12 protein-coding genes and 1 riboswitch are annotated in these 12,598 nt (G+C 50.4%); of the genes, 11 read left to right on the forward strand and 1 reads right to left on the reverse strand.

The window, feature by feature from the left end:
- The first annotated feature begins 123 nt into the window (after nt 1–123).
- From AC50Y3_RS00365 to AC50Y3_RS00385, 5 genes are all read left to right on the forward strand, one after another.
- Nucleotides 124–1,464 carry an ABC transporter substrate-binding protein gene (locus tag AC50Y3_RS00365; protein ID WP_494816797.1) on the forward strand — a complete coding sequence of 447 codons (1,341 nt, stop codon included), beginning with the start codon at nt 124–126 and terminating at the stop codon, nt 1,462–1,464.
- 112 nt (nt 1,465–1,576) lie between these two features.
- On the forward strand, nt 1,577–2,452 hold the full coding sequence (locus tag AC50Y3_RS00370; RefSeq protein WP_494816798.1) for a carbohydrate ABC transporter permease: 876 nt from the start codon (nt 1,577–1,579) through the stop codon (nt 2,450–2,452).
- Nucleotides 2,453–2,472: 20 nt separating this feature from the next.
- On the forward strand, nt 2,473–3,312 hold the full coding sequence (locus AC50Y3_RS00375) for a carbohydrate ABC transporter permease (RefSeq protein ID WP_494816799.1): 840 nt from the start codon (nt 2,473–2,475) through the stop codon (nt 3,310–3,312).
- Nucleotides 3,313–3,362: 50 nt separating this feature from the next.
- On the forward strand, nt 3,363–4,379 hold the full coding sequence (locus AC50Y3_RS00380) for a LacI family DNA-binding transcriptional regulator (protein WP_494816800.1): 1,017 nt from the start codon (nt 3,363–3,365) through the stop codon (nt 4,377–4,379).
- 80 nt (nt 4,380–4,459) lie between these two features.
- On the forward strand, nt 4,460–5,296 hold the full coding sequence (locus AC50Y3_RS00385) for a phytanoyl-CoA dioxygenase family protein (protein ID WP_494816801.1): 837 nt from the start codon (nt 4,460–4,462) through the stop codon (nt 5,294–5,296).
- 99 nt (nt 5,297–5,395) lie between these two features.
- On the opposite strand, the gene AC50Y3_RS00390 is transcribed toward AC50Y3_RS00385, so the two are convergent.
- The gene (locus AC50Y3_RS00390) at nt 5,396–6,319 is read right to left on the reverse strand and encodes an aminoglycoside phosphotransferase family protein (RefSeq protein ID WP_494816802.1); all 924 of its coding nucleotides are present in this window, start codon (nt 6,317–6,319) and stop codon (nt 5,396–5,398) included.
- Nucleotides 6,320–6,545: 226 nt separating this feature from the next.
- On the opposite strand from AC50Y3_RS00390, the gene AC50Y3_RS00395 reads away from it, so the two are divergent.
- The 6 genes from AC50Y3_RS00395 (at nt 6,546) to AC50Y3_RS00420 (ending at nt 12,588) form a co-directional block, all read left to right on the forward strand.
- Nucleotides 6,546–7,772, forward strand: a complete 1,227-nt coding sequence (locus AC50Y3_RS00395) for a multidrug effflux MFS transporter (RefSeq protein ID WP_494816803.1) — start codon at nt 6,546–6,548, stop codon at nt 7,770–7,772.
- A gap of 56 nt (nt 7,773–7,828) precedes the next feature.
- Nucleotides 7,829–7,939: riboswitch (TPP riboswitch) on the forward strand.
- A gap of 72 nt (nt 7,940–8,011) precedes the next feature.
- Nucleotides 8,012–9,301 (forward strand): acetylornithine deacetylase, encoded by a 1,290-nt coding sequence (locus AC50Y3_RS00400; protein ID WP_494816804.1) that lies wholly within the window; start codon nt 8,012–8,014, stop codon nt 9,299–9,301.
- Nucleotides 9,302–9,331: 30 nt separating this feature from the next.
- A complete protein-coding gene (tenA, locus tag AC50Y3_RS00405) occupies nt 9,332–10,003 on the forward strand; it encodes a thiaminase II (RefSeq protein ID WP_494816805.1) in 672 nt (223 codons plus the stop codon).
- Nucleotides 10,000–10,815 carry an ABC transporter ATP-binding protein gene (locus AC50Y3_RS00410; protein WP_494816806.1) on the forward strand — a complete coding sequence of 272 codons (816 nt, stop codon included), beginning with the start codon at nt 10,000–10,002 and terminating at the stop codon, nt 10,813–10,815. Before tenA ends, AC50Y3_RS00410 begins: the two co-directional genes overlap by 4 nt.
- Nucleotides 10,815–11,567 carry an ABC transporter permease gene (locus tag AC50Y3_RS00415; protein WP_494816807.1) on the forward strand — a complete coding sequence of 251 codons (753 nt, stop codon included), beginning with the start codon at nt 10,815–10,817 and terminating at the stop codon, nt 11,565–11,567. The genes AC50Y3_RS00410 and AC50Y3_RS00415 overlap by 1 nt, the downstream gene beginning before the upstream one ends.
- Nucleotides 11,568–11,580: 13 nt before the next feature.
- Nucleotides 11,581–12,588, forward strand: coding sequence for an ABC transporter substrate-binding protein (locus tag AC50Y3_RS00420; protein WP_494816808.1), 1,008 nt, complete (start codon nt 11,581–11,583; stop codon nt 12,586–12,588).
- Nucleotides 12,589–12,598: the final 10 nt, after the last annotated feature.

The raw sequence follows: 12,598 nt of genomic DNA on the forward strand, positions 1-12,598 counted from the left end.
GTGTTCCGGTTTCACAGTTTGTGCAGCACAGTATAGTAACAATCCGAACTGATACCCACCGCATTTTCAGTCATACTTCACTCAAACGGAAGTAACGAGCGAAAAATTAGGGGAGGTTTATCTGTGAAGAAAATAAGTTTCTTACTAGTTGCATTTCTTCTTGTTCTATCGTTGGCGGCATGTGGCAGCAATAACAATACTAGCAATGAATCAGCAAATTCGAATAGCGGCACTAACAAAGCAGACAGCGGCAAAGAAGTAGTCATTAAGTTCCCAAGCTACAAAACGGGAAATAACGTCGGAGCGATCTTCTACCTTCCTCAAATTGAGCGCTTTAACAAGAAATATGCCGGGAAATACAAGATTGAAATCGAGGAAATCGTGCAGGACGAATACTCGAAGAAGATCAAACTCCTCTATCAGCAGAAGAAATTACCCCCGCTTATCGAAGTCGATAAAGAGCTTGCCGACATTATGATTAACAACGGCGATCTCCTCGATTTGAAACCTTACATCGACAACACTCCAGAGATCAAAAACATTTTGATTGATGATTCAGTTAAATATAACACGGACAAGAACGGCAAAATCGTTTCGCTTCCGCTTGCCTTTGAGCGTCCGATTGGTTTGTATTACAACAAGGAATTGCTTCAGAAAGCCGGCATTACGGAGCCATCGACGACATGGGACGGATTCTTCAGCGATCTGGACAAATTGAAAACGGCCGGGGTTACGCCGTTATCCCTCATGACCGGAGAGAATGGTTGGACGACGATGCTGCTTGCTTCGGCGATGATCGCATCTGAGCCGGAAGGTCAGGAGCTATTGACGAAAGGCGATATCGTAACGAACTTTAACTCGCCGCTGTGGATTAATACCTTTGCCAAGGTGCAGAAGCTGCTGACGGACTACACAACTAAGTCCGCACTGGGTGCGACTTACTCCATCGCAGCCAATGAATTCTTCAGCGATAATACGGCGATGATCGCGAACGGTCCGTGGATGGTTGGAGATTTCAGCAATCCTGACAAAGCCTCCGATGGTTTCGCGGGTAAAGTAGGCGCGACCATTTATCCGAACGGCGTTGCGCTCGGCTCTGCCGACGGATACTGGTATTCCATTCCGAAGGATACGCCACAGGAAACGGTGGATGGTTTGATTGAATATTTCAAATTCATCTATTCGCCGGATGAACTGAATGCATTCTTGGTCGCTGAAGGCGGCTTTGCTCCCAAAATGCCGATGCCGGATGATGCCAAGGCAAAGCTGGATCCGATCCTGAGACAGTTAAACGATGAAGTCGGCTCTAAAATGAAAACACTCAACAGATTGATCTATGATATCGTGCCTCAATCCGTCTCGGATTTGTTTGCTAAAAACTTGCCGCTTCTGGCAACAAACGATATGACTCCCGAACAGTTCTGTAAAGCGATGACAGACGCAGCCGAGAAGTTTAAGAAATAATGCAGGCAGGCTTGGTCTTGCAAGAAGCGTATGGCGATCGCTAATGCGCTTCTTGCCAAGACCATCTTGACTGTCATGCATCGATTACCGCTCTTCGGGGAGGATTTCTGCCATGTACAAGTACAATAAATTGTGGGTGTATCTCTTTATCATCCCTACGCTTATCGTCTTTTTGGTTTTTTATTTTGTCCCGATCCTGACCGTGTTTACAACAGGATTCATGGAGTGGAACGGCTTTAATACGGCGAAATTCATTGGATTCGATAATTATAAAATGATCTTCCTGGATGACAACTCCATTATCGTCTCCTTAATGAATCTATTGAAATGGTCGCTCATCGCCACTTTCATCCATGTCCCGTTCGGTGCTCTTGTCGCATTCATTATCTTTAAACGGCCGGTCGGCTGGCGATTTGTACGCGGGGTATTTATGATTCCCAACGTGATCGCGGTATCGGCGTGGGCGATCATTTATCGGTTTATTTTCAATGATCAGATGGGCCTGCTTAACAATTTCATCAGAAAGCTCGGCTTCTCGAACTTTCATACGAATTGGTTCTTCGATCAGCAATACGCGTTTTCTGCAATCAGCTTAACTTGGGTATTCTACGCGGTCATCGTAACGCTTCTTGTTCTGTCCGACTTGATGGCGATACCCAAGGAGCTGCATGAAGCGGCAAAAATTGACGGTGCAACAGAAGCGCAAATTCACTGGAGGATCAATTTGCCTCTCATTCGCGGTTCGCTGGGGACTTCGGTCATCTTATCGATTATTGCGAGAATTACGATGTTCGAAGCAATCTTCTTGACGACCAAAGGCGGACCGGGGAACTCCACCTATAATATCTCAGTCATGCTCTACGATGGCATCGTTAATTATCAATTCGGTTATGCCAATGCGGTGGCTACGATCATGATTATATTGGGGATCGGCGTTCTGGCCATTACGACCAAAGTGTTCAAGATGAACAAAAGTGTCTACAACTGACAGGGTGGTGATCCTGCTTTATGAAGGCTGAACCTTTGAAACGCGTCCTGGTAGGGGTTTTCAGTTATTTGGTGCTCTTATTCACAGTCTGCATATCGCTTGTCCCGCTGCTCTGGATTGTCGTTTCTTCGTTTAAATCGAACAAAGCGATACTAAATACGCCGTTTGCGCTTCCGGTAGACATTAATTTTCATGCCTACTATTCGGTGCTGCAAATGAATAACTTCTTAAGCAACACGACGAACTCTGTACTGATATCGGTCACTTCGACACTGATCGCGCTTCTGTTCTATGCACTGGCGGCGTATTCTTTTGCGAAATTCGACTTCAAGGGAAAACATATTTTGTTTGTTCTGTTCTCGATTACGCTGCTAATTCCCGGCCATGCTACGGCACAGCCCATTTTCTCCTTCATCAATTTAACGGGCTTGTATGATACGAGAATGGCGCTAATTGTCGTATATATATCAGCCGGATTGGCTGTATCGCTGTTCATCTTGCGGGCGACGTTTCTATCCATTCCAAGAGAGCTGGACGAAGCGGCGTATATGGAATCAGCTACCTTCTGGCAGGTGTTCTTCTATATCAATTTGCCGCTTGCCAAATCAGGCTTGGCCACTGCAGGCATTCTCATGTTCCTCGGCAACTGGAATGAATTTTTCTACGGCTTCATGCTGACCGCATCCGCAGAGAATCGGACACTGCCTGTCGCTTTGCAGTTTTTCACGGAACAATTCTCGTATAACTACACCCAACTGTTCGCAGCGCTGACGCTTGTAACGCTGCCTAGTATAATTTTATACATGTTGGCTCAGGAACAGGTTCAGCAAAGTGTTGTCAGCGGCGGCGTGAAAGGCTGATTAAAGCAAGTTGCAGCTGTACCTATTCTTACTTTGGCAGGTGAGTGCTATTGGCGACGATTAAAGATATTGCTAGGATGGCCGGCGTGTCGACGACTACCGTTTCCAGAGCGCTGAACGGATATGATGACGTTAGCCAGGATACAAAACGAAAAATCCATGAAATTGCCGAAGAGCTGGATTATTCGCCCAATGCGGTAGCGAGAAGCTTAGTATCGAGTAAGACGCGCACAATTGGCGTGATATTCTCGGGGTTAAAGTATTCAGGGGGAAAAGATAATCTCGCCTTTGAGATCTTATGCGGCATCAATGATCGAGCCAACGAGATGAATTACGACATCTTGCTGTTCAGTACGAGTCCGTCCAAGCAGCGAATCAAATCCTACTACAATTTATGCAAAGAGCGAAATGTAGATGGAGCGATCATATTCGGTTTAAAGGTCGACGATCCGTATCTGGAGGAAGTCATTAAGAAGTCCAATTTCCCGTGCGTCTTGATCGATATCCCGTTCTCCAATGAAATACTGGGGAATGTCACGACTGACAATATCGAAGGGGTTCGATTGGCGATTCATCATTTGATGGAGTGGGGCCATACGAATATAGCAATGATTAACGGCTATGCGGAAGCACATGTCAGTGAGCAGCGATTAAAGGGCTTTAAGAAGGCGCTCTTCGAACGCGAATTACCATTTGAGGCCTCGAAAATCTTCGATGGGCAGTTTTCCGAAGAGGGCGGGGAACAGGCGATGATGCGAATTTTGGATGAACATCCGGGGGTTACCGCCGTATTTTGCTCCAGCGATTTAATGGCGCTTGGTGCGATGCGAGCGCTTGAGAAGAGAGGGAGAAAGGTCCCCGACTCCGTATCTGTTGTCGGCTATGACGACATCATACTCTCCTCGTACTGTTCGCCGAAGCTGACTACCGTTCATCAAAACAAATACGAGATGGGCTGGGCATCGGCTAAGCTGCTCATCGAGATGCTTGAAGGAACGGATATCGACCACAATGTGGTGCTGAAGAATGAATTGATCGTGCGGGAGAGCACGAAGCGGCTGCTGTAGAGCCGGTTGTGTTCATCGTGCTCGCATATTCCAAAACGTTTAAGTAGCGGTTCAATATATCCAAGTGGAGGTTGGTATGCATGAGGCTTAGCGCCGAGGAGCTGGAAAGCGGCAAGTTATCTCCGGAAACCTTAGAGCTTGCTATTCAACTGATCAAAGTCAACGGGTACGTGCTATTCGAGGAAGTATTGCCAAGAGCCCAAGTCGATGAGCTGTTCAACAGCTATACAGCCATACTAGATCCTTACTTCGAGGCGCATCGCGAAGAGATCCTTAATCCGAAGAATGGTTTTAATGATGGTACGAATCATGTTCGTCTCTATTTACCGTTTGAGAAACCGTTCTGCGATGAAGCGATCATTGCGAACCCGTTCGTGACCGAAATCGTGGATCGGATCTTGGGCGAGGATTGCTTAATGACCTATTTTGCGACGAATACGTCCATGCCCGGCGGTAAGAAATCGCAGCCCGTGCATGCGGATACTTCCTCGCGCTACGGCGACAAATATGGAGCGAACTTGCCGATTGCGAACTTGATTGTCAATTATCCGCTTGTGGATGTCCATGAGAATAACGGACCTATGGAGATATGGCCGGGCGGGACGCATCTGCATCCGGACAACTGGTACGCGCCGAATGCATTCAGCAAGTCAAAGCTAGCTGAGCATATGCACGGCATCAAGATGTTGATGCCGGCTGGCTCTATCCTTATTCGCGATGATCGAGTATGGCACCGCGGTACGCCGAACAAATCCGATAAGCACAGACCGAATATTGCGCTTATCTACTCGGAGAACCGGCAGCGTGAAGGCACCATTCAAATTCCGCAGGAAACATACGATGGGCTGTCCGAGAAAGCGCAGCGTTTGCTGCGGAATGAGAAGATCGGCTTTCCTGTTGCGGAGCCGAAGCATTAGTGCTCTATATGGAGAAAACCGCATAGTCCCCCTTCAGATGAGGGCGCAATGCGGTTTTTGGTATGTGCTGCTGTAGCGTAAGTTCCGCGGTACGAGTTATTATTCATTCCTGTTCTTGAAATCAACAAGAACTTCTTCGATAATTCGTTTTGCGACTGAGGCAAATACAGGGTTGGTGTCCTTGTAGTAAGGCAATGCGAACAAGCCCATCGACAATGCATAGCCGCGGCCGCGAGCCCAAGTTGCATCATCCGGCTGCAGTGCTGCACGGAAGATGTTCCGCGTTTCGTCCGTAAGGATACTCCAAGCAAACAACATGTCACAAGCGGGATCGCCGAGTCCCATACAGCCAAAGTCGATAACGGCACTAATACGACCATTTTCGATGAGCAAATTACCTGCGTGAATATCACCGTGAATCCAGACGCCGGTCCCTTGCCAATCCGGTGCTCTTAGAGCTTCATTCCAAGCCAAGGCTGCCGCGCTTTGATCGATCAACCCTTCCAGTTCTGCGATGGCCTTGCGAACGCCGCTATCTCTCGGTGCCAACGACATGCCTCGGGAGGATGCAGGGGGGTTAATCTCACTGTTTAGATCGATACGCTGCATAGCGCCGACGAACTGAGCGATATCGGTTGCGGCTTGAGCCAAATCGTCGATGCTCCCGACTATCGCATCCTCTCCCTTGAACCATCGATAAACAGCCCATTGCCATGGATAACCTTCAGCGGGAACCCCGATAGCAAGCGGGGCAGGGATAGCCAGCGGCAGGAGCGGAGCAATGAGGGGCAGCCAATATTGTTCCATTTCGGCTTGTCCGGTTGCCCAATCGATGCGAGGCAAGCGTACCGCTAATTCTTCACCAAGCCGGAAAATCGCGTTGTCCGTTCCGCTAGACTTAATCCGAGTGAGCGGAAGCTCCGCCCATTGCGGAAATTGTCCGGCGAGTAACCGTTTCACCAGAGAGGCGTCAATTTCCACCTCGTGATCATGCATCTTGACGGTGTTTGAAATTGTGATCACACTCGCTCTCCATTAGGATAAATTCATTGTATGGGAATTGTTTACCGGCTGCAAGGCTGGAGAGCCGGTGTAAGTAAGCCAACCCGAAGTTACGGGTTGGCTTATTTTGTGTGCCCTCGTTTGTTGTCGGTATCCGTACAGTTGTGATAGGATGAGAAACAAAACTCTCAGCACGGATTGGAACAATTAAGAGTGTTGGATGGAAGAATAGGAGATTTGCTTTATTATGAAGAACAAGAACAGTCGGAACGTGTTTAGATTAGCGATGCTGCTTGGTTTATTTTCGACACTCGGGCCTTTTACTATCGATATGTATTTACCGGCGTTTCCGGAGATTGTGAAGCAATTCGATACGACAGCGTCACTGGTACAGCTCAGCCTTACCGCTTGTTTACTCGGACTCGGCATCGGCCAGCTCGTCATGGGTTCGCTCAGCGATGTCTATGGTAGACGGAATCCCCTGCTAATCTCTATGGCCGTTTATGTTGCCGCCTCGTTAGCTTGCGCTATCTCGCCCAATATTGGGCTGTTGATTGTTTTCCGGTTCATGCAAGGATTTGCGGCAGCGGCGGGCATTGTCATTTCCCGTGCGATCGCGCGCGACCTGTATAGCGGTCATGAACTTACGAAATTTTTCTCGCTGCTCTTGCTTGTCGGTAATTTAGGTCCGCTCGTGGCGCCGGTTACCGGCAGCGGAATTCTATCTTTCACGACTTGGATCGGCGTATTTGTAGCGCTGGCATTGCTAGGAATCTACCTGTTCTCGATGACAAAATGGGGACTGCAGGAGACGCTGCCATCTAATCTGCGCAGGCCAAGCAATTTCTTGGAGCAGCTGGGCAACTACGGATCGCTTCTAAGAGAGCGACAGTTTCTCGGCTACATGCTGGCACAAGGCATTATGATCGCAGGGGTTTTCGCTTATGTTTCGGGAACGCCTTTTATTTATCAAAATATTTACGGAGCTTCACCGACCGTATTTGCTTTACTGTTTGGATCGAACGGCATTAGCCTGATTCTCGGCTCCCAACTGGTCGGACGGATGGCGCATCGGGTATCCGAGCATACCTTTCTGTTGTTCGGCTTATGGCTTGCCTTTGCGTCCAGCGTCGTTGTCTTAGTAGTTGGTATCGCACATGGCCCATTGTTCGCACTGGTGATTCCGCTGTTTTTCTTCGTAGCATCGATTGGCATCACCTCTACAGCAGCATTCCCGCTTGCAATGGAGAGTCAGGGGCATATGGCGGGCAGCGCGGCTGCACTGCTTGGTGTTGTTCCCTTCTTACTGGGAGCGGTTGTCTCTCCGCTAGTCGGTATCGCGGGAGAAGACACTGCCGTTCCGCTTGGCGTCATTATTTTATTGACGAGCTTCGCCGCGATGCTGGCTTATTTCTTTCTGGTCAGAAGAAGCCCGCGTGCGGCAAAATCGGCTCACATCAATAGTATGGGCTAGTATTTCACCTTTTGTTGTCAATTGTGCGTTTATGAGCTATAGTGAGGATAATTTCATAATGAAAGTACGGGTGCTGGATGGAGTCTGGCTGAGATAGGGAACGTTATTTCCCTGACCGTTAATCTGAACCAGGTAATGCTGGCGTAGAGAACGTATCGAATCCAAACCATTCGTATATTCTCGAATGGTTTTTTTCTATTGTTCATGCCTGCTTTCCTACGGAAAGGAGAACATAGGTAATGAGAGATTCCTTTATTTCACAATTGCAGCAGCACGTAGAAGAGCGGCAGGATGAACTGTTTGCTCTGTTGGCCGAACTGGTCGCTTTTCCGACAGTCAGCCCGCCTGCTCGAAACACATTAAACGCACAGCAGTTCTTGGAGGAGTACCTCCGATCGAATGGTTTTGACACGGAATTGTGGGAAGTGTATCCCGGCGATCCGAACGTTACTGCGATCAAACCAGGTACGGAGCGGCATGCCTATCAAAGCTTGCTGCTGAACGGTCACATGGATGTAGCCGAGGTTGGAGACAGCAGCGAGTGGGAAAATGATCCATTCCAGCTGACCTTGCGAAATGGCAGAGCCTACGGCAGAGGAACATCGGATATGAAAGGCGGGCTTGCCGCCCTCCTCTTCGCGGTGAAACTGTTGACTGAAGCGGGTGTAGAGCTGCGAGGCGATCTGCTGTTTCATTCGGTTATTGGAGAAGAGGCCGGTGAAGCGGGGACGCGTGCTTGCATGGAACGCGGATATTCGGCGGATTTTGCCGTTGTGGCGGATACAAGCGGAATGGCCATTCAAGGACAAGGCGGGGTTATCACCGGCTGGGTGACGATTCAAAGCCCGGTTACCTACCATGACGGCATGCGGGCACGCATGATTCATGCCGGCGGCGGCGTTCAAGGGGCTAGCGCGATCGAGAAGATGGCCAAACTGATCACGGGACTTCAAGAGTTGGAACGTCACTGGGCTGTGACCAAATCCTACCCCGGTTTTCCGGCCGGCTCGAATACGATTAATCCCGCTGTTATTGAAGGAGGTCGTCACGCGGCCTTCATCGCAGATAAGTGTGCGTTGTGGATTACGGTCCATTTCTACCCGAATGAGGATTATGAAACGGTCGCCGCTGAGGTGGAGGCGCATTTGCTCGCAATCGCTCAGGCCGATCCTTGGCTTCGTAACAATCCGCCTGCTTTCCGGTGGGGAGGTCGGTCGATGATTGAGGAACGCGGTGAAATCTTCCCATCCCTGGAGCTCGACGCGGAGAGCGAGGGGCTGAAGGCATTGTTCGCCAACCATCAACAAGTGGTAGGGGCGGAACCTCAGCTGGGCATGAGTCCAACGGTAACGGATGCAGGCTGGCTGGGGCGTGCAGGCATACCAACGGTCATCTACGGTCCTGGAGAGCTTGCCCATGCGCATGCAGTTAATGAAAGCACTGATATGCAGGAGCTCGTGGATTACGCCAAAGTGATGATTGGCTTCATTGCGGACTGGTGTAACCGGAGAACGCCGGACGATAAATGAACGAACACGTAAGAGGACGGAGGAATACCCATGAGTCGATTTAGTGAAAGGCTGTACCGTTCAGCGCATGAGATATGGGCGGCAAGCCATCGGCATCCCTTTCTGACGGAACTGCGGGAAGGGACGCTCGATCCACAGCGTTTTATCTATTATTTGAAGCAAGATTATGTCTATCTGATCGATTATGCCAAGTTGTTCGCGATGGGCAGCATGAAGGCCAGAGATATGGAAACGATGGTAAAGTTCGCCGAGCTGCTTCACTCCACGCTGCATGTCGAGATGGAGCTGCACCGGGGTTACGCGGAGCGGTTCGGTGTTACGCGCGAGGAGCTGGAGCAGACACAACCAGCGCCAACGACGCTTGCTTATACCAAATACTTGCTGGATGTCGCTGCACAGGGCTCGCTCGCAGAGGTTGTAGCCGCGCTGCTGCCGTGCATGTGGAGCTACCAGGAGATCGGGGCAGCTTTCATGAAGGTCCCGGGCGCCTTGGATCATCCGCTTTATCGGGAGTGGATCTTGATGTACGGCTCCGAAGAATTCGAGGCCTTGACCAACTGGTGTATAGATTTGATGGATCGTTTGGCAGAAGGCCAGCCGGAACGCGAGCTTGCGCAGCTGGAGGAACGTTTCCTCGTCGCATCCAAGCTTGAATATATGTTCTGGGATATGGCCTATCGGCAAGAGGAGTGGCCGGTTTGAGCGCAACAGTAGAAGCAGGAAAACAGCAAGCCGCGTTATCGGTACGCGGGCTTAGCTTCTCATTTCCGCAGGAAGCACCTTTGTTCGAAGCCTTGAACTTCGATATTAAAGAGGGCGAGTTTGTTAGCATTCTGGCAGCAAGCGGAATAGGCAAAACAACGCTCTTCCGGCTATTATCCGGACTGCTGGCTCCTTCAGCGGGCACGATTGCGATCTGCGCAGCAGGAGATTCTGCATCGGAAGCCACGAAGCAGGGGAAGATCGGATACATGCCGCAAAAGGACTGCCTTCTCCCATGGAGATCGGTGCTGGATAATGCCGCAATTGGCTTGGAGCTGCGCGGAACTTCCAAGCGGGAGGCCCGTCGCCAAGTGTTAGAGCTGCTGCCTGGCTTAGGGCTGGAAGGAACGGAAAACAAATATCCGCATGAGCTTTCCGGCGGTATGCGTCAGCGCGTTTCGTTTCTGCGCTCCCTTCTGGGCGGAGGTGAGCTGTTCCTGCTGGATGAACCATTCAGCGCCTTGGATGCCATGACGCGGATCAATATGCAAGAATGGCTGCTGCAGGTGTGGGAGCAGCATCGCAAGACCATTCTGTTCATCACCCATGACGTTGATGAAGCGCTGCTCTTATCCGATCGGGTACTTGTTGCGGCGCATTCGCCCATTACGACACTTCGGGAGCTGAACGTGAATCTACCTCGCCCCCGCGGCTATGAAGTGGCGCTGGATGAGACCTTCATCAGCTTGAAACGACAGCTGCTGGATTGGATTGGTTTTGGTGCCGGCCGCTCGAAAGGCGGTGGGGGGTGATGAAACGACGATTCACCGCTAATGTGCCTGTCCTTGTATTCGTGCTGCTGCTCGCTTTGCTGTGGGAGGTCGGAACGAGGGTCATGAACATCCCGCATTACATCATTCCGAAGCTATCGGATGTGTTCGTCTCGATGTGGGAGAATAAACAGCTGCTTGGGAAACATTTTGGCGTTACGTTGGGGGAATCTCTGCTGGGGCTCGGCATTTCCGTTATATTCGGAACGCTGGCTGCGGCTTGGATTGAAAGCTCCGGCTTAGCGAAGAAGACGATATACCCGCTCATCGTCGGCTCTCAAACCATTCCGATTATCGCCTTGTCGCCCATTATGGTGATGTGGTTCGGCTATGAAATATGGAGCAAGATCGCCGTCGTGGTTTTGTTCACCTTCTTCCCGCTTGCTGTGAATACGGCAGACGGTCTTCGCTCGGCTGATCCTGATATCGGAGAGCTGATGCGGACGATGGGAGCTCGCAAACGCGATCTCTTACTGAAGTGGAAGATTCCATCCGCGCTTCCGGGCTTTTTCACGGGACTGAAGATGGCAGCCGCGATTAGTGTGGGAGGCGCAACGCTTGGAGAATGGCTCGGGGGCGAAAATGGCCTCGGGATGTACACGAAGCGGGCATCCAATATGTTGCGCGGGGAAGCGGTGTTCTCAGGCGTGCTTTTGCTATCGGCGATGGGGATTATCTTGTTCCTCGCGGTGCAATGGATAGAGCGTGCTTGCTTTGGCCATCGCAGAAGTTAAGTTAAAAGGAGAAATGACAGTGTATCTACGTAAATGGTCAATGAGTACATGGAAGGCGGCAGCCCTTGCCTTGGTGCTACTAGTGGTTGCAGGCTGTGGATCCAATAAGCAAGCAGCTGATGGAGAAATGGAAATCACGGTACTGCTCGACTGGTATCCGAATGCCGTGCATACGTTCCTGTATGCGGCGCAAGAGCAGGGATATTTTAAAGACGCTGGGTTGAAGGTGAACCTGCAAACGCCGGCGGATACGAATGATGCCTTAAAGCTGGTGGCGACCGGTAAAGCAGATTTAGCGCTGAGCTATCAGATGCAGGTGGCGATCTCGCGTTCCGAGGGGATTCCGATCGTGTCTGTCGGCGCAATCGTTCGTCATCCGCTTAATCAACTGCTTGTTCTTGATTCGCAGGAAATTCACAGTCCCAAGGATCTGATCGGAAAGAAGATCGGTTACCCTTCCATTCCACTCGATGAAGCGATTGTGAATACGATGGTGAAGTCAGACGGCGGCGACCCCTCGAAGTTGAATTATACGGATGTTGGCTGGGATCTGATTCCGGCGATGACCACGAAGAAGGTCGATGCCATCATCGGTGGTTATGTGAATCATGAGAAGCTGTTGTTGGAGAAAGAGGGCGAGAAGCTGACGGCCTTCGATCCATCTAAATACGGCGTGCCGGATTACTACGAGCTGGTGTTAACCGCCAGTGAGGATGGACTGAACAAGAAGAGCGGCGCCATTAAGAAGTTTATAGAAGCCGCGGCCAAAGGGCAGGCGTATACGGCGAGTCATCCGGATGAGGCGCTGCAGCTCTTATTGGATGAACAGAGTGAGGAGTTTCCGCTGGACGCAGATGTGGAGAAACAAAGCTTGGCAATCTTGCTGCCGCTGATGGATGCAGGGAAAGAAGCTTTTGCCAGTCAATCGGAGCAATCTTGGAATGAAGTCATCCAATGGCTGACAGAGCAAGGTCAGATTTCGAAGAGCGTTAAGGCTGCAGAAGCATTCCGCAATTTGTAAGGCGAGGAGA

It is taken from the genome of Paenibacillus sp. J22R98 (assembly GCF_059383835.1).

Excerpts from the sequence above, each read along its gene's own strand:
- AC50Y3_RS00370 (WP_494816798.1), top strand. The coding sequence starts at position 1,577 with ATGTACAAGTACAATAAATTGTGGGTGTATCTCTTTATCATCCCTACG.
- AC50Y3_RS00375 (WP_494816799.1), top strand. The coding sequence starts at position 2,473 with ATGAAGGCTGAACCTTTGAAACGCGTCCTGGTAGGGGTTTTCAGTTAT.
- AC50Y3_RS00385 (WP_494816801.1), top strand. The coding sequence starts at position 4,460 with ATGAGGCTTAGCGCCGAGGAGCTGGAAAGCGGCAAGTTATCTCCGGAA.
- AC50Y3_RS00395 (WP_494816803.1), top strand. The coding sequence starts at position 6,546 with ATGAAGAACAAGAACAGTCGGAACGTGTTTAGATTAGCGATGCTGCTT.
- AC50Y3_RS00400 (WP_494816804.1), top strand. The coding sequence starts at position 8,012 with ATGAGAGATTCCTTTATTTCACAATTGCAGCAGCACGTAGAAGAGCGG.
- tenA (WP_494816805.1), top strand. The coding sequence starts at position 9,332 with ATGAGTCGATTTAGTGAAAGGCTGTACCGTTCAGCGCATGAGATATGG.
- AC50Y3_RS00415 (WP_494816807.1), top strand. The coding sequence starts at position 10,815 with ATGAAACGACGATTCACCGCTAATGTGCCTGTCCTTGTATTCGTGCTG.
- AC50Y3_RS00420 (WP_494816808.1), top strand. The coding sequence starts at position 11,581 with ATGACAGTGTATCTACGTAAATGGTCAATGAGTACATGGAAGGCGGCA.